Source organism: Frankia sp. CcI49, assembly GCF_001983215.1.
GTDB lineage: Bacteria > Actinomycetota > Actinomycetes > Frankiales > Frankiaceae > Parafrankia > Parafrankia irregularis.
On the sequence record NZ_MOWP01000032.1, the window covers coordinates 177,866 to 197,919 of the forward strand.

Below are 20,054 nucleotides of genomic sequence, written 5' to 3' on the forward strand. Positions count from 1 at the left end.
GGAGGAAGCGGGTGAAGGGGCGCGTCACAGTCGTCACGGGAGGCACCCGCGGCATCGGGGCCGGTGTCAGCGAGCTGCTCGCCGCGAGGGGGTCGCACGTCGTCGCCGTGTACGCGGGCAACCACGACGCGGCCCACGCGCTGCGGGAACGGGCGAGCAACGCCGGCGGCTCGGTCAGCGTGCATGCCGGTGACATCGGCGACCGGGACTTCTGCCGCGATCTGGTGACCCGGGTGGTCGCGGAGCACGGGCGCCTCGACCACCTGGTCAACAACGCCGGGCTGCTCATCGAGAACAACGCACGCGACATGACGGCGGACGAGTGGGACCAGGCCCTGCGGATCAACCTGTCCGGGCCCTGGCACCTGGCGCAGGCCGCGCTCGGACCGATGGAGGAGCAGGGCTACGGGCGCATCGTCAACGTCGGCTCGGTGACGGCGGCGATGGGGACCCCCACCCAGGTCGGCTACGGCGCGGCCAAGGCTGGGCTGCACGGGATGACCCGCTCGCTGGCGCGGGCCGTCGCGCGCAGGGGCATCACGGTCAATCTCGTCGTGCCCGGTGTCTTCGAGACGGACATGACCAACGCGATGTCGCCCCGGGCACAGACCGCCATCCGGAACATGATCCCGGTCGGGCGGAGAGGCGAGCCGGCGGAGCTTGCGCACGCCGTCGCTTTCCTGCTCGACGAGCAGGCGGGCTACATCACCGGATCGGTGGTGACCGTCGACGGCGGGCTCAGCATGGGCGACTAGCGCGAGCACCAGCCACCGCCGACACCCCCTGGTGATCCTGAGGAGACACCGATGTCAGATGATCTCAAAGACTTCCTCGCCGAGGCCCGGGCGTTCCTCGATGCCAACGCCACCCGGCGCGATAGCGGCGGCCAGGCCGTGGAGTGGGGAATCGGCGAGGACCGCATCACCTACTTCAGCACGGACCCGCCCGAGGTCGAGGCTGCTGCGGTCGCCGAGGCGAAGGCGTGGCAGAAGCATCGATACGACAACGGCTTCGGGTGGATCACCGGGCCGGCCGAGTTCGGCGGCCGCGGCCTGAGCTCCGTCCACGCGCTCGTCTACGACGCGCTGGAGGCGGAGTACGCGGTTCCGGACACGGGCGTGCTCTCGCTGATCGGTCTCGGCATGATCGGACCGACGATCCTCACCCACGGCACGGACGAGCTCAGACGGCGCTACCTGCCGGCGATGTACTCGGGTGAGATCATCGCCTGTCAGCTGTTCAGCGAGCCGGCCGCCGGCTCGGACCTTGCCAGCCTGGAGACCAGAGCCGTCCGCGACGGTGACACCTGGGTGCTCAACGGGCAGAAGGTTTGGACGTCGGTCGCCCACCACGCCCAAATCGGCCTGGCGTTGTGTCGGTCTGATCCGGACAGGCCCAAGCACCGGGGCATCACCGCCTTCATCGTCGACCTGTCCGCACCGGGCGTCGACATCCGCCCGCTGCGTCAGATGAGCGGCGGCGCGGACTTCAACGAGGTGTTCCTCACCGACGTCGTCGTCCCCGACGACCACCGGCTCGGGGCGGTCGACGGCGGCTGGGGGGTGGCGCTGACCACCCTGATGAACGAGCGCGCCAGCGTCGGCAGCGAGGGCGGCGGCCCCGCCTCCCACGCGGTGTCGCTGGCCTTCCTCACCGAGCTCATGCGCGCCAACGGCCGGCTCGACGACCCTGCCGCCCGCCGCCGGCTGGCCGAGATCTACGCGGACCAGACCGCTACGGAGTATCTGAACCGCCAGTCCATGCGCCGGCTGCGCGCGGGTGTGCAGCCGGGGCCGGAGGGCTCGGTCGGCAAGCTCATGTACGCGCAGAACCTCATCCGGGGCGCCCACTTCGCCGCCGAGATCATCGGGCCGAAGCTGATCGCCGACACCGGCGAGTGGGGTGCCTTCTCCTGGACAGAGCTCTTGCTGTCCACCCCGGCGCTGCGCATTCTGGGCGGCACCGAGGAGATCATGAAGAACATCCTGGCCGAGCGGGTACTCGGCCTGCCGAAGGAACCCGGGATCGACACCAAATCGCCGTTCCGGGAGCTACGCCGATCGGGAAGGACGGGAGCATGAGCGAGAGCGCCGGCACCACCGGCGGCGAGGCTGACGGCACCGAGCTCGAGGAGCTGCGCAGCGCCATCCGGGACTTCCTGGCCACCAAGTCGCACGAGGCCGCGGTGCGCGCCGCCATCGTCTCCGACCGCGGGTACGACGAGAAGGTCTGGACGCAGATGGCCGAGCAGCTCGGCCTGCAGTCACTGGCCCTGCCCGAGGAGTACGGCGGCGACGGCTTCGGGTACGTCGCGCTCGGCGTGGTCCTGGAGGAGCTCGGCCGCGCGCTGCTGCCGGCGCCCTTCTTCTCCTCCGTCGTCCTCGCCGGCACCGCCCTGGTCGCCGCCGGCGACGCCGAGGCCGCCGGCCGGATCCTGCCCGGCGTCGCAGCCGGCACCACGACCGCCACCCTGGCCGTCCCCGACCGCGACGGCCACTGGGAGGTCGCCTCCGCAGCCGGGCTCCTGGGTGTCACCGCCACCGCCGCGGGCGGGCGCTCCATCACGCTCGACGGCAGCGCGCCGCTCGTCCTCGACGGATCCACCGCGGACGTGGTGCTCGTCGTCGCGGACACCAAAGACGGCCCGGCCCTGTTCGCCGTAGACGGCGCGGCGCCCGGCCTCACCCGGACGGGGCTGCGCACGCTCGACCTGACCCGCCGCTTCGCCCGCCTCAACTTCGCCGGAACCCCGGCCACCGTGGTCGGCGAGCCGGGCTCCGCGGCCCAGGTCGTCGGACGGGTGCTGGACGTCGCGACGACGGCCCTCGCCGCGGAGCAGGCCGGTGCCGCGCGGGCCTGCCTGGAGGCCAGCACCTCCTACGCCAAGGAGCGGATGCAGTTCGGCCGGCCCATCGGCACCTTCCAGGCCGTCAAGCACAAGTGCGCGGACATGCTCACCCGGGTCCAGATCGCCGACGCCGCCGCCCGGGAGGCCGCCGCGGCGCTCGACGGGGTCGAGGGGGCGCCGGAACCGGCTGTGGCGGCCGCCGTCGCGCATGTGGTCTGCTCCGAGGGATTCATGGCTGTCGCCGCCGAGAACATCCAGGTCCACGGGGGTATCGGCTTCACCTGGGAGCATGCCGCCCACCTCTACTACCGCCGCGCGAAGTCATCCCAGCTGCTTTTCGGCGGCCCGGCCGTCTACCACGAGCGGCTCCTCGCCCGCGCGGGAGTCTGAGCGCGTGAGCTGAGGCGAGTCCCCGCGGGGCTCAGCCCGGCGAGACCGGGCTTCCCGTCCCTCCGGGCAACGGCGGGACGGGAAGCTGGTCCCGCAGCACGTTCTCGCGGATCTTCTGCGACGCGGTCATCGGAAAGGTGTCGACGGTCCGCCACACCGTGGGCACTTTGAACGGCGCGAGCGGTCAGCCGGACGAAGGCCGCGACCTGCTCACCCCACAGCTCGTCCGGCACCCCCACGACCGCCACCTCGGCGATCTCGGGATGTCCCAGCAATGCTTCCTCCACCTCGCGGGGGTAGATGTTCTCACCGCCGCGGATGACCACCTCCGGGACGCCGCGAACTCGCCGGGCTCGCCGGGGACGTCCCAGGCGAGGCGCTGGACGCTGACCTCCCGGTGGGGCAGCGGCCGGCCCACGGAGGTGGCCTCGACCTCGGCTGGGTCGTCCATCGCGGTCTGCGAGATCGACACCGACTCCGACTGCATAGCCGATCAGGACTGTCGCGCCGAGCCTGCTCTCCAGCTCGTGGACAAGGGTGGCGGGCACCGAAGCGCCGCCGCCCATCATCGTCCGCAGCGCGCCCAAGTCGGCCTCGGCGAACCGAGGATGGTAAATGATGCGCCGCAGCACGGTGGGCACGAAGCCGGTGTGGGTCGCCCGGGTCCGCTCCAGCAGCCGCAGGAGGGTGTCCAACAGAACGCTGACCGACCCACCGACATGGTGCAGTGGCAGGCACGCGCACCACACCTCGTCGTCTGTCGGCTGCATTGCCCACGCGGACATCCGCGCGCTGTTGAACGCCGCGAGGTGGCTGATCGGCGCGCCCTTCGGGCGGCCAGTCGTGCCCAAGGTGAACTGGACGAGAAACGGGTCCTCGGCCCCGACCCGGGGCAACCCGCCGACGGTCAGCGGCGGGGCGGCGGCGGCGAGGTCCGCTGCCCAGGGCTCCAGATGAGGTCGATGAGGGCCGGCAGCCGCGAGGCAAGCCGGTCCGCGCGGGACAACAGGGGCCGACCCGCCGAGTCCGGCACGGTGAAGAGCAGGGAGGCCTGCGAGCTTTCCAGCAGGTACTCACACTCCGCGTCGACGAGCGCCGGGTTCAGCGGAGCGAGCACAGTGCCGGCCAGCGCGCTGGCGTACTCGAGAATCACCCAGGCCGGCCGGTTCGGGGCCCAGACCGCCACTCGGGCTCCCGGCCGGGTCCGCTCCAGCAGCCAGTGCGCACCACGTACGGCGACGGCGTGCAGCTCCGCCCAGGTCAGCCGGCGGAGGTCCGCACCGTGCTCCCAGAGCACGGCGACCCGCTCGGGGTCGGCGGACGCGCGGGCGGCGAGGATGTCACCAATACTCCGCTCGATGAGCTCTGGGTCGCCGTCGGCCGGCCAGTAGGCCCTGCCCGCCTCTGATCCGCGTTCTCCGCCCGGGCGACGGGCAGGCGGGCCGGGTCAGGAAAGTTCGCCCACCGAGGGCGCCGCAGGCGCCCCTGATGACAGGGGAGCACCGGCTGTCCGGACCTGCGCGGACGTTACGATCTCACTCTCGCGGCCGCGCCAGAACTGGTCCCAGGAGGGGAAGGCCGCGGGCAGCCCGGGCCGGAGACCGGAGACCGGCCAGCTGTCGAAAGCGACCTCCTGTGGGCGTTCCACGACGTCCGCGGCGTACCAATGCCGTTCACGGCGGCTCTGGAACAGCCACTCGCCCTCCACCCGGCGGTACTCGTCGAAGTAGCAGATGGCCATCACGATCCACCGGTCACCGACCTCGAGCTCGGCGCGGCAGTAGACGCTGCCCCGGGCGGAGTCCGGCGAGTCGAGCTCGATGCGGTGGCCGCAGATCTGGTGGACGGACCGGTAGAACCAGCTCAGCTGCTCGCTGATGTGCTCCCGGAGCGCATCGCGGCCGGAGGTCTCCCGCGTGACCCGGACGTCGGGGACGAACAGGCGGACCCACCCGTCGACGTCGCGGCCGTCGACCGCCAGGGCGTAGCGCATGGGCAGCTGACCGATGTCGAGCCTGGCCTCGATCGCGGCAACGCGCGTGGCGAGATCGCCCTCCCGAGTCTCGGTCATGGTGTTCCCTTCGCCCGCCGGGTCCGGCGGTGCCCCCACACCCACCAGACACTTATCAAAATAAGTAATCTCTTTAATCTCTCGGGGTCAAGCCCCTCGGACCCCGAACGTGCAGCACCTTCCGCAGGGAGTCGACCACGCAGCGCTCAGCCTGCGTCGCCGCGTTGACGGCTTCCAGCCCGATCTCCGACGATGGCGGCCCGCCGACCGTCATTCGCCAGGCGACAGAGTGGGCCGATAGCGGTAGATAATTATTTTACTTATACTATGACCTCCGTTACATTCCCCGGAAGCGTCCGGGCTGGTCATGGGCCCGGTGAGGGCAGTGACAGCGCCCGACGGTCCGTTCTGACAGTGCCAACGACACCGACCACGACACCCAGCGGGAGCAACACGAGTGATCACATTCAGGTCCGGCCGAAGGTCCGCCGCCGTCGCCATGACGGCGGCTTTAGCCTTGGTTGTGGGGGCGTGCGGATCCGACAGCGGCGGTGACGGCCCCGACGTCGACGCCGCGCGGGCGGCGCTCACGAAGTCGGAGATCAAGATCGGCGTGCTGGTCGCCAGCACCGGCACCAGCAGCACCGCTGACGCGTCGGCCGGACCGGTCGCCGAGGCCTGGGCCGACTGGGTCAACACGAACGGCGGCCTCAACGGCCACCCGGTTACTGTCGTGCTCAAGGACACCAAGAGCGACTCCGCGGCCGCCAGCGCCGCCGCGAAGGAGCTGCTGTCCGACTCCGGCGTCCTGGCAATCACCATGGCGTCGGCGAACACCGAGGCGCCCCAGGCCGCGGTCCTCGGCGGCAAGGACGTGGCCGTCGTGGGCTCCACCGGCTACAGCCCCGAGGTGTGGGGCAAGCTGACGAACTACTTCGCCACCGGTCCCCAGTCGGGTATCACCAACATTCTCGCGCAGTTCGCCTCCTCGAAGGCGGTCGGGGCGAAGACGTGGACCGGGGTGGTCTGCGCCGAGGTCGCGGCTTGCAAGGCCTCCAAGGCGATCTATGACGTAGGTACGAAGCAGTTCGGCCTCACTCTGGGTGGAGCCTTCGAGGTCTCCTCCACCGCGCCGAGCTACACGGCCGAATGCCTGAAGATCATCGGGGCCAAGACCGACTACATGCAGCTGGGTATCCCCCCGGCGGCGGGCAGCCGCCTCGTGGCCGACTGCGACGCGCAGGGGTACACCGAGTGGATCGGCGCCACCGCCGGCGCCCTGAACCGCACTCTCACCGAGATCGACGGCATCCGGCTCGCCGGTGGCCTCAACGGTTTCCCCTGGTGGGCGGACGCTCCGGCGGCGGCTGAATTCCGCGACGCGATGAAGGAGTTCAAGCCGGACGCCGACTACGAGAACCCGGGCGCGACCGCGGCGTGGGCGGGTCTCCAGGTGATCCGCGCCGCGATGGCGAAGGTGGGCGACAGCCCGACCCGCGCGGACGTGTTCACCGGCCTCTACACACTCAAGGACTTCGACCTCGGCGGCCTGCTCTCGAAGAAGGTCACCTACACGGAGGGCGAGCCGGCCCCCCCGCTCGACTGCGTCTGGCTGTACCGCTACGAGGACGGCAAGTTCGGCGCGGCGCCTCTCGACGGCCCGTCCGGCAACAGTGTCGCCAGCGGCGACCTCAAGAGCGACTGCCTCGCCCTCAGTTCCTGAGTCCGCGCTCGGGGTCCCGCCGCACCGATGCGGCGGGACCCCGAGCTCACGCCGGTCGTCCCATGACCGAGCGGTTCCGTACCTCGCCACAGTGAGGCGCAACCATGAGTGACCTACTGCCGTTCATCATCAGCGGCATCGCGATCGGCGCCGTCTACGGCCTGACCGGGACCGGGCTGGTCCTGACCTACAAGACATCCGGCATCTTCAACTTCGGCCACGGCGCTCTGGCCACGGCCGCCTCTTACCTCTTCTACTGGTTACACGTTGACCAGGGGCTCGACTGGAAGGTATCCGCGGCCGTCGCCGTGCTGATAGCCGGCCCGTTGATGGGTCTCGCGATKGAGCTCGTCTCCCGCCGCCTGGCCCCGCAGCGCACAGCCCTGAAGATCGTCGGGACGATCGGCCTCATCCTGCTCGTCCAGGGCCTAGGCACCATCAAGTACGGTCCTGACCCGATCAACGTCCGCAACTTCCTGCCCGGTGGCAACGGCGGATTCGAGCTCGGCGGAACGCGGGTCCAGTACAAGTTCGTGATAGTCGCGGTCACCGCGGCGGTGCTCGTCGGAATCTTCTACGCGCTTTTCCGGTTCTCCCGCACCGGCGTCGCCATGCGGGCGGTCGTGGACGACCCGGCCCTGCTCGACCTGCTGGGCACGAACCCGTCCCGGGTGCGCCGCACCGCCTGGACCATCGGTTCCACGCTGGCAGCCCTGTCCGGTGTCCTGGTGCTTCCACTGGTGGGCCTCGACGGAATCGCCCTGACGTTCCTCGTGGTCGAGGCACTGGGCGCCGCCGCGCTCGGGGCGTTCTCCAGCATTCCGCTGACCTTCTTCGGCGGGCTGCTGCTCGGTGTCGGCTCGGACATCACGAAGAACTACGTCCTCGACGTGAGCTGGCTGGCGGGGCTGCCACCGAGCCTGCCGTTCCTCATCCTCTTCGCCGTCCTGCTGGTCCTGCCGAAGCAAAGGCTGCTGCCGCCTTCCAGGCACGAGGCCAGACCCAGGGCTCAGTGGCGGGCACCACTGCGGGTCCGCACCGTCACCGGGCTCGTCGTACTCGTGCCGCTGGCCCTCGTCCCCACCTTCGCCGGAGCGAAGCTCACCTTCTACACCGTCGGCCTGACCCAGGTCGTCATGCTGCTCTCCCTCGGCCTGCTCGTGCGGACATCCGGTCAGGTCTCGCTGTGCCACTCCGCCTTCGCGGCGATCGGGGCCGTGGCGTTCTCGCAGCTCGCCGTCGACCACGGCATCCCCTGGCTGCTGGCCCTCCTGCTCGGCGGGCTGATCGTCGTCCCCGTCGGCGCGCTGCTCGCGCTGCCGGCGATCCGGCTCTCCGGGCTCTTCCTGGCCCTCGCCACCCTGGGCTTCGGCATCATGGTGGAGCGGCTGTTCTATTCGCAGAACTTCATGTTCACGCCCCTGGAGTCCGGCCGCCTGATGCCGAGGCCGTCCTTCGCCGAGGGCGACACGGCCTACTACTACGTCGTACTCGCCTTCGTCGTAGTCTTCTCCGGGCTCATGGTCGCCGTGCACCGTGCCCGGCTCGGCAGGGTGCTCAGAGGCATGTCCGAGTCGCCGACGGCGATGTCGACGCTGGGCCAGAGCACCAATGTCACCCGACTCATCGTGTTCTGCTTGTCGGCCTTCCTCGCGGGCATCGCCGGCATTCTGTATGGCTCCACGGTCACCGCCGCGGCGACCACCGACTCGCACTACTCGTCCTTCAACTCGGTGATCCTGCTCGCCATCCTCGCGTTGGCCCCGTTCGGTGAGCCCTGGTACGCCCTGTTCGCTGGAATCCTCGCGGTGATTCCGGCCTACCTGCCCGGCGAGAACACGACGTACATCATGAACGCGCTGTTCGGGTTCTTCGCGATAGTGGTCGCGATGCAGGGTGGTACCCCACCCATGCCGGCACGGCTACGGGCCGCGCTGGAGAGACTCGGCCGGCCCCGTACCGTGCCTGCAGCGGGCTCCGGGGGCGGAACGCCCACTGCTGGCATCACGGCTCCGGTGCCGACCGAGACTCCCGTCGCGGCCGAGACACCGACACCGACCGAGACACCGACCGAAGTTCCGGTGCCGGCCACGGCGCCGGTCGTGCCCGCGCAGGCCAGCGGGCCCGCCGTAGCCAACGGGCTGCGGGTCGAGAACCTGACCGTGCGCTTCGGTGGTCTCGTCGCGGTTCGCGACCTCGCTCTGCAGGCCGCACCCGGCCGGATCACCGGTCTCATCGGGCCCAACGGCGCGGGCAAGACCACCACGTTTAACGCCTGCACCGGGCTGATCCGGCCCACCTCCGGCCGGCTCCACCTCGGCGACCGCGACATCTCGCGCTCCGGCCAGGCCGCCCGCGGCCGAGCCGGGATCGGGCGCACCTTCCAGCTCATCGAGCTCTGCGAGTCGCTGACCGTCGCCGAGAACGTGGCGCTGGGACGCGAGTGTGGGCTCGCCGGCGCGAACGTGATCCGGCAGCTGGTCGCCACGCCGACCGAGTGGCGGGAGACCAGGGCGGCCGCGTCGGCGGCCATGGAGCTGTGCGGCATCACGGATCTGGCCGACCGCCAGGTCGGCGAGCTGTCGACGGGCCAGCGACGGCTGGTCGAGCTCGCCCGCTGTCTGGCCGGGCCCTTCACGATGCTGCTGCTGGACGAGCCGTCCTCCGGCCTGGACCGGACCGAGACCGAGGCCTTCGCACGGGTTATCGAGCGCGTCGTCGCCGAGCGCGGGGTCGGAGTCCTGATCGTCGAACATGACATGGCGCTTGTCATGAGGATCTGCCAGTACATCTACGTCCTCGACTTCGGGGAGCTGCTGTTCGAGGGCAACGCCGCCGAGATGCGGGCGAGTGAGAAGGTGCGGACCGCCTACCTCGGTTCGGACGCGGAGCATCCCGCCCCCGAACTGGAGGAGGTCGACGCACCCGAGCTGCCGGCGGCCACGGGGACACCGGAGATGGCCGGTGTGTCCGCTGCCCCATCGGCGACGACCACGGCCGCGGCTCCGGCCGACAGCGGGACCCCGAACCCACAGACATCGCAGGAGGCGGCGCGATGACAACCTCCACGACGTCCGAGCAGCCCACCGAGGCGCCGGCCGCCGCCGACGCCGATGCGCCTGGCTCCCCACCCGCCCTCTCGGTGCACGAGGTGGCCAGCGGCTACGGGGAGACGACGGTCCTGCGCGGGGTCTCGCTGACCGTGCCGAAGTCGTCGGTGGTGGCGCTGCTGGGCGCCAACGGGGCTGGTAAGACGACGTTGTTGCGCACGGTTTCCGGGCTCATCCGGCCCAGCGGCGGGCGCATCGAGCTCGCGGGCACGGATGTGACCCGGCTGCCGCCGCACCGGCGAGCGGCACACGGCCTGGGCCACATCCCCGAGGGCCGGGGGGTGTTCCGGAATCTGACGGTGCGCGAGAACCTCGTCATGCAGTCGCGGCCGGGCGGTGAGAAGCTCGCGATCCAGCGTGCGGTCGAGGCCTTTCCGGTGCTCGGCGAGCGGCTCGGCCAGGCCGCGGGGACGATGAGCGGGGGGCAGCAGCAAATGCTGGCCATGGCTCAGGCCTACGTGCGCCAGCCGAGCCTGATCCTGGTGGACGAGGCCTCGCTCGGACTCGCGCCGGTCATCGTCGACGAGATCTTCGCGTTCCTGGAGAACGTCACGGGCGAGGGCACGGCGCTGCTGCTGGTCGACCAGTTCGTCGTGCGTGCGCTGGCGATCGCCACCACCGCGTATGTGATGCGGCGTGGGGAGATCGTCTACAGCGGGCCCTCGGCGGCGCTTGTCTCCGATGACGTCTTCAACCGCTACGTCGGCGGTTCCGACAGCACCCCCGTCTGAGTGCGGGGCGGTTGCCGGCCCGCACTCAGACGGCCCCGCCGGGCCGGCAACCGAGGCAACCGCCTCCTAATTAGATAATTAATTTGACTGTATAATGGGCTGGTGACGCAAGGGCCTGCCCGGCAAGCGGGGAGCCGTGTCGTCGGTGAACGGCACGGGTCCGTGGCCGCGACTCGTGGCGGCACCCGGACGCGACCTGGCCGGCTCCGTCCGCATCAGTCCACGCGACGGAAGGTTGCCCATGCCAGTGAGCCGTCTCACCCTCGGCGATGTCCTGCGTGATCACCGCCGGTCCTTTCCCGACCGTGTCGCCCTCGTCGACGGCGACAGTCGCCTGACCTGGGCCGAGGTCGACGACCGCGTCACCAGACTCGCGAACGCGCTGAAGGCCTCCGGCGTCGGGCAATCCGACCGGATCCTGTGGCTCGGGCAGAACTCCAGCCGCGTCTACGAGCTGCTCGGAGCCGCCGCGAAGATCGGGGCGATGGTGTGCCCCGGCTACTGGCGTTGGTCGCCCGGCGAAATGGCCTTCGCCATCGAGGACTTCAGCCCCGCGGTCATCATCTGGCAGGAGGAGGAGGTCGGCGAGACCGTGCGCGCCGCGCGCGACCTCGTGGGTGACCGCCACAAGGCGGTCTGGCTTCAGCACGACGCGACCGGCCCGGACACCTACGAGGCCTTCCTGGCGGGCGGCGACACGACAGACCCGGCCGAGGAGATCTCACCCGACTCGGCGCTGCTGGTGATCTACACCGCGGCGATCACCGGTCGCCAGTGCGGTTCGATGATCACGCAGGCGAACCTGATCAGCATGGGCACGACCATCGCGGGGGTCGGTGACATCGACGCCGACACCGTCTTCCTGAACTCCGGGCCGATGTTCCATATCGGCAACTTCCAGTTCTTCGGCATTCCGACCCTGATGTGCGGTGGGACCAACGTGGTCATCCCCCGGGTCACCGGAGCCGAGGTGCTTCGGGTGCTCGCGCAGGAGCGGTGCACCCGCGCCTACCTGATGCCGGCGACGATCGCCGAGGTCACCAGCCTCAACCAGACGGCGAAGCTCGATCTCTCCGCGCTGCGAGCCACCTTCGCCGCGCCGCTGTGGAACGACACGATCCCCGCGGATTCCAGTCCGTTCGCCGAGTACGGCGGCGGCATGGGGCAGGGCTACGGCCAGACCGAGCTCACGGGCATGAACATCCTGCGCTGCTTCGGGCTCGGCGGCGCCAACGCCGGGCGTCCCTCCCCCGTGCTCCAGATCCGGCTGCTCGGCCCCGACGGGCAGGAGGTGGCGACCGGCGAGACCGGCGAGATCTGCGCCCGCGGCGACGTGGTRCACCTGGGCTACTGGAACCGCCCCGAGCAGAACGAGGAGCGCTGGGCCCACGGCTGGTGGCACACCCGCGACCTGGGACGTCGGGAGCCGGACGGCAGCATCACCTTCATGGGCACCATGACCCGGATGATCAAGTCGGGCGCCGAGAACATCTTCCCCGCCGAGGTGGAGCTGGCGCTCACGAGCCACCCAGCTGTCCGCGAAGCGGCCGTCATCGGCATTCCGAACGAGCGGTGGCTGCAGGACGTGAAGGCGATCGTGGTGCCCGCCGATCCGACCAACGCCACGCCCGAGACGGCGGCCGAGCTGATCGAGCATGTCCGAGGGGCGATCGCCACCTACAAGAAGCCCAAGACCGTCGAGTTCGCCGAGCAGATTCCCAGGACGCCCGCCGGCGCCATCGACTATGAGGCACTCGACGCCCGGTACGGAGGCGGGAGCTACCCCGGCGGCACCGCACTCGGCGCGGGACGCTGACCGGCCAGGTCGAGCAGGCGTCGAACGTCGGTGGGTCGGTGTCCCAGGACACCGACCCACCGACGTTCGGCCGCGGAAGCGCTCAGTCCCTGCGCAGGGTCAATCCCTGCGCGTTGAAGAAGAAGCCGCCGATCGTCAGCAGGGCGCGGCGCGCGTCGGGCACCTGGCGCTCCCCCACGAGGCCCTGCAGTTGGTGCACCGCCTCCCGGACATGGCCGGATCCCTGCGTCCCGCCCTCCGACAGGGAGCCCCCGTGCGGATTCACCGCGACGCGCYCGTTGATGAGGATCCGTCCCGTCACCGGATCGCGGTGGTCGGCGAGGAACCACCCGGCCTCTCCCGGGCCGCACCAGCCCGTGTTCTCGAACCAGTTCAGCGCGATGGGCGTGAAGCCGTCGTAGGGGAAGTAGACGTCGACGTCGTCGATCCAGAAGGAGCTGCGGTCCCGGAGCGCGGCGACCGTCACGTGCTGTCCGTGGTGGCGCAGCCCGTCGGTCTGCTCCTCGTCGTTGTGTGCGGTCGCGCCGAAGGCCACCGCGTCCACCAGGACCGGAGTGAGGGGAAGGTCCCTCGCCCGTTCGGCGGTGGTGATGACGAAGGCATCGGCCCCGTCGACGGGGACATCCATGTCCAGCAGGCTCAACGGCCACCGGATCATCCGGGCCGACAGATAGTCGTCCATGGTGATGGGCTCGCGCAACGCCGCCGCCGGGTTCAGCGCGGCACAGGCGCGGTCGTTCAGGGCGATGTAGCCGAAGTGTTCCTTCGGCACCTTGAACTCGTGGATGTAACGCGACGCCCAGGCTGTGTACCCGACGCTGCCCGCGATGAGCTCCGGAGGCGGTGGCGCGACCGCGCTCGCCGGCCGGCGGAACGGGTCCTTCAGCGAGGCGGCGGTGTTCCAGGGCAGCCGGTAGGCCGCGTGATATACGAGAACGACTTCGCACAGCCCGGCGTGCACCGCCGTGACCGCGGCCGCGACCTGGTTGACGAACGGGATCGCGGGGTTGGCGAACCAGGTCACTTCCGGGATGCCCAGCGTCGCCTGCATGACCGGTGCTGCCGGCAGGGACCCGCAGATGCCGTCGACGTCCGCGGCACTCAGCCCGCACTGCCGGAGGACGTCGATGCTGGCCTGCGCGGCCAGCGAGGTCGTGCTGCGGCCGCTGTTGCGGGGCAGGAATCCCGTCGTCGCCGCCCCGGCGAACGCGACGCTGTCGCGCAGCCGGTCTCCCGCCGCGCTCACGCCGCGTCCAACGGCGCGAGCTTGAAGACGGGAAGTGGAGCACCCGCGCGGTCGGCCCAGGCGAGGACCACCCGGTCACCGATGTGGATGTCCGCCTGGTCCGCGCCGACGACCGTGCTGGTGAACCGCAGTCCCGCCTGCTCGTCGAGCTCGACGGTAACCACCGGGTAGGGCACCGCGTAGTCGACGCCCGGAGCTGGCGGACCCTGGTGCAGGTAGACGGTGAGGTGAATGGTGCCGCTGCCCGCGACCGGGGCGGACTTGACCTCGGACGACCAGCAGCCCGGACAGACCGGCCGCGGCGGGTGATGCCACAGGGCACACTGTCCGCAACGGTTGAGCAGCAGTCTGCGCTCGAGCCGACCGCGATAGTGGGCGGCGCTGTCATGGTCGAGGGGGTGGCCGGCGAACCTGGCCACCAGCTCCTCGTCCGAGACCGTGGCTTCCATCAGAGCATGCCTCCTGTTCCGCGTACCGGGACCGGTCCGCCCGGACCGTGTCCGTGTCGAGTCCGTGGCTCGGACCGACGTGTGGGCTCACATTCGGCGGAAGCTCCAGCTCGCGATCTTGTCGGGGGAGAGTCGCAGCCAGGCGTGGCGCCTGTCGTGGGGTGTTTCCAGCTCGGGCTCCGGGGTGGCGTACGCGGCACCGGTGGCCCTGCCGCTCACGCCTGCCGAGCGGATCACACCAGCCGAACCTGACCAGGCGCGGCTCCGAGCTCCCCGGCGAGACCGAGGGGAGCACCCGACACCATATGGGCTCTGTCACCCACGGTGGTCACCGTGAGCTCGTCGCTGCCTCCCCGGACACCGACGGACCACTCGTCGGAGTCGTAGGCGAGCCAGGCGTGCCCGGCGGGACCTACCGCGGTCAGCGGGCCCACCTGCGCGATCGTCCCGGACCGGATCCCCGCGGCGGCGAGCCGCCTCACGGCGTCTGGCCGGGAGAACAAGCGCGGAACAGCCTCCAGGCAGCTCACCAACCCGGTCGACTCAAGACCGTCGAGGGTCTCGCCGGTCACGCCCATCACCACTGCGGGAGCCAGTTCGCGGATGAAGTACTCAGTGCGGCGAGCATCGAAGGACCAGGCGTCCGCACAGGAATAGGTGGCGCCGAGTCGCGACACAGCGCGGTGCAACGGGGCGAACCAGGGATACTCCCACCCTCCGCAGACGAAATGGACGAGGGTTCCGGGACCGACGTCGCAGGCGGCGAGCACCCCGACCGCCCAGGCCGTGTCCCGCTCCAGATCGGCCAGGCTCACCGGGAACTCCGTCACCGTGTCGCCGACCTGGTACCGGCCGATCCCCCACAGCGCCGGGCGCTCGAGACCGGCCGTCGCAGCCACACTTCCCACAAGCGTCATGACGTCGAGATCCTCGGAACCTTGGCGGCGCTGCCGCGGGCGAGCAGAGACTCCTCGGTGACCAGTTCAAGCTCCGGCTCGATGCCCGCCACGGCCGCGACCGAGGCCCGCAACCGCTCCCGCAGCGACGACAGGTCGGGCATCCGCGCGGGGTCGTAGGCGACCCTCAGCCGTAGCTCATCCGTCTCGCGGCTCCCGCGAATGATCTGGAACAGGCCGGTCTCGGTCTCACGGACCGCCTCCACCGCGCTCCAGATCTCCATCGGCATCACGGTCCGGCCGCGGACGATGGTCTCGTCCCCGCGGCGGCCCGCCACCCACATGCGGACGTGGGTGCGCCCACAGGTACACCGCTGCCGGCTGACCCGGACCAGATCGTCGGTGCGGTATCGAAGCAATGGCGCGGCGGGGTTGTCGAGGGCGGTGGAGACCAGCTCGCCGAGGACCCCGTCCTCGACCGGTTGCCCTCCCACCGGGTCGAGGCACTCGACGAGCACCTCGTCCTCCCACATGTGGTAACCGTCCTTGGCCTCGCACTCCCAGGCGGTGCCGCTGTCGCCCGCACTGGTGTAGACGAAGAGGTTCAGGCCCCACTCCTCGGTGAGCTTGCGCCGCATGGCGGCACCGAGGGGTTCGCCAGCGAACCACACGGCCTTCAGGCTGGAGAAGATCTCACGCAGGCCGTACTTCTCGGCCAGCCGGTCGAGCTCGATGATGTTGGGGGAGATAAGGCCCATGCCCGCCGGCCGGTGCGCGCGCACCACCTCGAGGACGTCCGCCCACTGGCCGAACCAGCTGTTCACGTAGAGCGAGACCAGGCCGAGCGCCTCACTCGGCTGGTCCTGCCGACCGCGGAAGGTGGTCGGCGGTACGAGGACCTTGTCACCCGGCCGCAGACCCATCATCCACATGGGGCGCAGGTAGGAGGCGGGTAACGGCCCGAGTGCGGTGCCCTGCCAGACCTCGGGGAACAGYGTCGGAGTCCCCGTGGTGCCCGAGCTGGCCGTGATGGAGTTCAGCTCGCGGCGGTCGACGCACAGCAGACCGCCGAACGGGTCCCCCGTGCGCCGAGCGAACTCCCGGATCGTGCTCTTCGAGATGAACGGGATCCGCTCGACGTAGTCATCCATGGTCTTGATCTCGCGAGGGTGGACCCCTGCCGCATCCCAGACCTCGCGGTACAGCGGTGACCGCTCATAGACATACGGCACGAGCTCCAGTACCCGGTCGGCCTGTAACGCCTCGAGCCTGTCGCGCGGCATTGTCTCTACGTCCGACTCCAGATACCTGCCGTCAGGTGACAAAGACGTCTCTCCTCAGAGCTACCGGGAACGCCCCCAGCGCACGGTTCGGCGGCCCTGTCGCTATCCAGCCCGGCTTCTTTCCTACCCAGGGCACGGTCACTTACCAGCGAGGCGACCCTCTAATATAGTGTGATAATTGCATGATTTTCACGCCTCTGCAACCTGCCACCCGCGGGTCCGAGCGGCCCCGCGCCGGTGCCGGCGCACCGCCCTCGCTCCCAGCGGTCGATTCGCATAGCGTCTGACGGCATGTCCGATGATGCGACCGCCGGCGTACCGCCTGCCCCGGGCCGGGCGGCCGAGTGGGACTCGCCGGCGCTGCTCAGCGACGGCCGCTCGGTGTCGATCCGGCCCATCCGCCCGGACGACACCGAGGCTCTGGTCGAGTTCGGCGGCCGACTGTCCCGTCAGACGATCTCCTTCCGGCTCCTGGGACCGGTGGTCCGCATCAGCAAGGAGGGCCTGCGCCGGTTCGTCGAGGTCGACCAGGTCAACCATCTGGCGCTGGTCGCCACGCTCGGCGCCGACATCATCGCCACCGCCCGGTGCGTGCGTTCCGCGGCGGATCCCGCGCGGGGCGAGGTGACCTTCACGGTGGAGGACGCCTTCCAGGGTCTGGGCCTCGGCGTCGTCCTGCTGGACCGAATCGCCGCCGCCGCCCGCGCGCGCGGCATCGACACCTTGACGGCGGACATCCTCCCCGACAACGTCCGCATGCTGCGGGCCTTCGAGGGCTCGGGGTTCCAGCACACCATCAGCTTCGGCGCCTCCGCCGTCCATCTCGACATCGCCGCGGAGGCGGGTTCACGGGTCCGCGCCCGTGGCGACCGACGGGAACACACCGCCGTCCGGCACTCCCTGCGGTCGCTGTTTGAGCCGCGTTCCATCGCGATCGCCGGCGCCAGCCGCAATCCCGAGGCCATCGGGTACGAGATCCTGCGCAATCTGGCCGAACACGGCTTCCCGGGTCGCCTCGTGCCGGTGAACCCGAAGGCGGACACGATCCAGGGACTGCCCGCGTATCCGTCCCTGCGCGACGTACCCGCGCCCGTCGACCTGGTCGTCGTAGCCGTGCCCGCTCCGGCCGTGGAGGACGTACTGCGCGAGGCCGCCGACGCCGGCGCCGGAGTCGTGGTGGTGGTGTCCACCGGCTTCGGTGAATCCGGGCCGGACGGGGTCGAGCGCGAACAGCGTCTGGCCCGCATCGCTCGCAGCAGCGGGATGAGGATGATCGGCCCGAACTGCATGGGGGTGGTCCATCAGGACCAGACCAGCCGGATGGTCGCGACCTTCGCGCCGGTCACTCCGGGGCCGGGACCCGTGTCGATGTCAAGCCAGTCGGGGCCGCTCGGCCTGGCGGTGCTGAACTACGCGGAACGCCTGAAGCTCGGCTTCTCCGGGTTTGTCTCGATCGGTAACTCGGCGGACGTCTCCACCAACGATCTTCTCCAGTGGTGGGAGGAGGACGGGTCGACCTCGGTCATCCTTCTCCATCTGGAACGGTTCGGCAATCCCCGCAAGTTCGCGCGGATAGCGCGCCGCATCACGGCACGCAAGCCCATCGTCGCCATGTACGCGGGCTCTCCGACCCTGGCGGCGGCCCCGGGGCCCGGGGGCGGGCGGCCGGAGGTGACAGGCTCGGAGGCGGCGCTCGACGCGCTGTTCAGCCAGTCCGGCATCATCCGCACCCGCTCGCTGGGCGGCCTGTTCGACACAGCGCTGCTCCTCGCCAACCAGCCAATACCCGCTGGTAACCGGGTGGCCGTGATCACAAACGCGGGCGGGCCGGGGGCACTCACCGTGGACGCCTGCGCCGCCAACGGTCTCGTTCTCGCCGAGYTGAGCCCTCGGACCCTGGCCGCGCTCGGGGACACCACGGCGCGACGGCCGAGCGCACCACACCTGGTCGATCTCGGTGCCGCCGCCACAGCGGCGGACTACCGCGCGGTCCTGCCCGCGGTGCTCGCCGACCCGGGCGTCGACGCCGCTGTCGTGCTGTTCATGCCCCCGCTGGTCACCCGGGCCGAGGAGGTGGCCGCGGCCATCGCGGAAGCCGCGGCACAGGCACCGCACAAGCCGGTTCTGACAAGCTTCCTGTCCGAGGCGGGGGTCCCGGAGCTCCTGCGTGAGCGGGGGTCGACGATCCCCAGCTACGTCTTCCCTGAGGCGGGTGCCGCGGCTCTCGGGGCCGCCGCGACCTACGGAACCTGGCGACGGAAGCCGGCAGGCATCGTCCGGGACCTGCCCAAGGTTGACCRGGCGTCGGCCCGCCGGCTGCTCGACGCCCATCCCGCCGGCCCGCTCCCGACCGACGCCGTCCGCGCACTGCTCACCTGTTACGGCATCGACTTCGAGACCGCCACCGCGGTTGACGGTGACAGCGCGGACGGCACCGGCCGGGGTGACGCGGTCGACGTCGCCCTGGGAATGATCGGCGATCCCGTGTTCGGCCCGGTTCTCACCTTCGGTCTGGCCGGCGACTACATGGACCTGCTCGGCGACGTCGCCCTCCGCGTCACCCCCCTCTCCGACCGCGACGCCGGGGAGATGATCCGCTCGATCCGGGCCTTTCCGCTGCTCGACGGCTGGCAGGCGAGGACAGCCACCGACGTAGCCGCGTTGGAGGAGACGGTGCTACGCGTTTCCGCCCTGGTCGAGAACCACCCCCGGGTGAGCGCGCTCCATCTGCGGCCCTTGCGGGTGTATCCCGTCGGCGGGGGAATCACCGTCATCTCCGCCAGTGTGGTGCTGGCCGCCGCCGAGGTGGAGGTCGAGGCCGCGGTCGTGGCCGGAACCTAGTCGAGTACCAGCAGACCCGGCTTGAGGACATCGCCGCGCAGCCCGACCGGCGTCCGGTCGAAGGACGCCGCGCGGCGCCCGGCCGTCGAGACGAGGATGCCGCCGTCCGGGTCGGTGTCGAGCCGCCATTCGTCGGCATTGTACCGCAGCGGGCCGCCCCCGGCCAGGGAGGCGGCGGTCGCCGGGCCGACCCAGGCCAGCGTGCCGGGGTCGAGACCCGCCGCCTTCAGCGTCCCCACCGCATCCGGATAAGCGAGCAGGTACGGGACCCTTTCGAAGGTGGTGATGAGACCCGAGGCGCTCAGACTCTGCGCGATGTCGGCGGTCATCCCCAGCACGACCTGGATGGGAAGGCGGCGGACGAACATCTCAGACCGCCGCGCGTCCCAGCCCCAGCGGTCGGCATGGGCGATGGTGGCGCCGGTAGCACTCGCGGCGCGGATAAACGGCGCCAGCCAGGGCATCAGGAAGGGGCTGCCGATGGCCAGCAGCGCGGTGCCGCGGCCGAGCCCGGCCCCCTCCAGCAGGCCGGCGGCCCAAGCGGTGTCGCGGGCGATGTCCTCGTTCGAGACCTCGTACTCGACGGCACCGGTCGCGGTCGGGAACCGGGCGATCCCGTACAGCGGCGATCTGGTCAGTGCCTCCGTTGCCGCGAGGCAGGATTCGAATGTCACGTGCGCTCTCTCCTCGGGGCCGTGGTCGATTCGGGC

The 20,054-nt window shown here is 70.5% G+C and carries 16 protein-coding genes; 8 read left to right on the top strand and 8 right to left on the bottom strand.

Annotation, left to right across the window (positions count from 1 at the left end; translation table 11 throughout):
* Positions 1-11 precede the first annotated feature (11 nt).
* The 3 genes from CcI49_RS29230 to CcI49_RS29240 are packed head-to-tail and all read left to right on the top strand — an operon-like array spanning position 12 to position 3,238.
* Complete coding sequence (locus CcI49_RS29230) at positions 12-755, top strand: 3-oxoacyl-ACP reductase family protein (protein ID WP_076831604.1); 744 nt, start codon at positions 12-14, stop codon at positions 753-755.
* 51 nt (positions 756-806) lie between these two features.
* Entirely contained in the window at positions 807-2,081 is a 1,275-nt protein-coding gene (locus CcI49_RS29235) for an acyl-CoA dehydrogenase family protein (protein ID WP_076831607.1), read from the top strand.
* The gene (locus CcI49_RS29240; RefSeq protein WP_076831611.1) at positions 2,078-3,238 is read left to right on the top strand and encodes an acyl-CoA dehydrogenase family protein; all 1,161 of its coding nucleotides are present in this window, start codon (positions 2,078-2,080) and stop codon (positions 3,236-3,238) included. The genes CcI49_RS29235 and CcI49_RS29240 overlap by 4 nt, the downstream gene beginning before the upstream one ends.
* Here the strand turns inward: CcI49_RS29240 and CcI49_RS43660 are convergent.
* The 3 genes from CcI49_RS43660 to CcI49_RS29255 all read right to left on the bottom strand — a co-directional run bounded on the left by CcI49_RS43660 (position 3,202) and on the right by CcI49_RS29255 (position 5,309).
* Positions 3,202-4,134, bottom strand: a complete 933-nt coding sequence (locus tag CcI49_RS43660; protein ID WP_076831615.1) for an AMP-binding protein — start codon at positions 4,132-4,134, stop codon at positions 3,202-3,204. The genes CcI49_RS29240 and CcI49_RS43660 overlap by 37 nt on opposite strands.
* An 11-nt stretch (positions 4,135-4,145) precedes the next feature.
* Positions 4,146-4,598, bottom strand: coding sequence for an AMP-binding protein (locus CcI49_RS29250; RefSeq protein ID WP_083749790.1), 453 nt, complete (start codon positions 4,596-4,598; stop codon positions 4,146-4,148).
* An 87-nt stretch (positions 4,599-4,685) separates the two neighbouring features.
* Positions 4,686-5,309, bottom strand: a complete 624-nt coding sequence (locus CcI49_RS29255) for a nuclear transport factor 2 family protein (RefSeq protein WP_076831623.1) — start codon at positions 5,307-5,309, stop codon at positions 4,686-4,688.
* Between the two features lie 439 nt (positions 5,310-5,748).
* Here CcI49_RS29255 and CcI49_RS29260 point away from each other — a divergent pair, with 439 nt between their 5' ends.
* The 4 genes from CcI49_RS29260 to CcI49_RS29275 all read left to right on the top strand — a co-directional run bounded on the left by CcI49_RS29260 (position 5,749) and on the right by CcI49_RS29275 (position 12,629).
* Entirely contained in the window at positions 5,749-6,972 is a 1,224-nt protein-coding gene (locus tag CcI49_RS29260; protein ID WP_131831237.1) for an ABC transporter substrate-binding protein, read from the top strand.
* Positions 6,973-7,076: 104 nt separating this feature from the next.
* Positions 7,077-10,031: a branched-chain amino acid ABC transporter permease/ATP-binding protein gene (locus tag CcI49_RS29265; protein ID WP_076831630.1), complete on the top strand. Its 2,955-nt coding sequence runs from the start codon at positions 7,077-7,079 to the stop codon at positions 10,029-10,031.
* The gene (locus tag CcI49_RS29270; protein ID WP_083749792.1) at positions 10,028-10,813 is read left to right on the top strand and encodes an ABC transporter ATP-binding protein; all 786 of its coding nucleotides are present in this window, start codon (positions 10,028-10,030) and stop codon (positions 10,811-10,813) included. The genes CcI49_RS29265 and CcI49_RS29270 overlap by 4 nt, the downstream gene beginning before the upstream one ends.
* A 241-nt stretch (positions 10,814-11,054) precedes the next feature.
* Positions 11,055-12,629, top strand: coding sequence for an AMP-binding protein (locus tag CcI49_RS29275; RefSeq protein WP_076831633.1), 1,575 nt, complete (start codon positions 11,055-11,057; stop codon positions 12,627-12,629).
* A gap of 82 nt (positions 12,630-12,711) precedes the next feature.
* Here the strand turns inward: CcI49_RS29275 and CcI49_RS29280 are convergent, their stop codons facing one another.
* The 4 genes from CcI49_RS29280 to CcI49_RS29295 all read right to left on the bottom strand — a co-directional run bounded on the left by CcI49_RS29280 (position 12,712) and on the right by CcI49_RS29295 (position 16,503).
* Complete coding sequence (locus CcI49_RS29280; protein ID WP_198955660.1) at positions 12,712-13,875, bottom strand: thiolase family protein; 1,164 nt, start codon at positions 13,873-13,875, stop codon at positions 12,712-12,714.
* Positions 13,872-14,324, bottom strand: a complete 453-nt coding sequence (locus CcI49_RS29285) for an OB-fold domain-containing protein (RefSeq protein WP_076831636.1) — start codon at positions 14,322-14,324, stop codon at positions 13,872-13,874. The genes CcI49_RS29280 and CcI49_RS29285 overlap by 4 nt, the downstream gene beginning before the upstream one ends.
* A 233-nt stretch (positions 14,325-14,557) precedes the next feature.
* Positions 14,558-15,241: a hypothetical protein gene (locus CcI49_RS29290; RefSeq protein ID WP_131831238.1), complete on the bottom strand. Its 684-nt coding sequence runs from the start codon at positions 15,239-15,241 to the stop codon at positions 14,558-14,560.
* Complete coding sequence (locus CcI49_RS29295) at positions 15,238-16,503, bottom strand: phenylacetate--CoA ligase family protein (protein ID WP_076831643.1); 1,266 nt, start codon at positions 16,501-16,503, stop codon at positions 15,238-15,240. Before CcI49_RS29295 ends, CcI49_RS29290 begins: the two co-directional genes overlap by 4 nt.
* A 291-nt stretch (positions 16,504-16,794) precedes the next feature.
* Here CcI49_RS29295 and CcI49_RS29300 point away from each other — a divergent pair, with 291 nt between their 5' ends.
* Positions 16,795-19,344 carry a GNAT family N-acetyltransferase gene (locus CcI49_RS29300; RefSeq protein ID WP_076831646.1) on the top strand — a complete coding sequence of 850 codons (2,550 nt, stop codon included), beginning with the start codon at positions 16,795-16,797 and terminating at the stop codon, positions 19,342-19,344.
* On the opposite strand, the gene CcI49_RS29305 is transcribed toward CcI49_RS29300, so the two are convergent.
* Positions 19,341-20,018 (bottom strand): hypothetical protein, encoded by a 678-nt coding sequence (locus CcI49_RS29305; RefSeq protein WP_076831651.1) that lies wholly within the window; start codon positions 20,016-20,018, stop codon positions 19,341-19,343. The two genes, CcI49_RS29300 and CcI49_RS29305, sit on opposite strands and share 4 nt — an antisense overlap.
* Positions 20,019-20,054: the final 36 nt, after the last annotated feature.

Coding starts and splice junctions, on each gene's coding strand:
- CcI49_RS29255 (WP_076831623.1), bottom strand. CDS start 5,309: ATGACCGAGACTCGGGAGGGCGATCTCGCCACGCGCGTTGCCGCGATC.
- CcI49_RS29260 (WP_131831237.1), top strand. CDS start 5,749: ATGACGGCGGCTTTAGCCTTGGTTGTGGGGGCGTGCGGATCCGACAGC.
- CcI49_RS29290 (WP_131831238.1), bottom strand. CDS start 15,241: ATGACGCTTGTGGGAAGTGTGGCTGCGACGGCCGGTCTCGAGCGCCCG.
- CcI49_RS29285 (WP_076831636.1), bottom strand. CDS start 14,324: ATGGAAGCCACGGTCTCGGACGAGGAGCTGGTGGCCAGGTTCGCCGGC.
- CcI49_RS29235 (WP_076831607.1), top strand. CDS start 807: ATGTCAGATGATCTCAAAGACTTCCTCGCCGAGGCCCGGGCGTTCCTC.
- CcI49_RS29240 (WP_076831611.1), top strand. CDS start 2,078: ATGAGCGAGAGCGCCGGCACCACCGGCGGCGAGGCTGACGGCACCGAG.
- CcI49_RS29270 (WP_083749792.1), top strand. CDS start 10,028: ATGACAACCTCCACGACGTCCGAGCAGCCCACCGAGGCGCCGGCCGCC.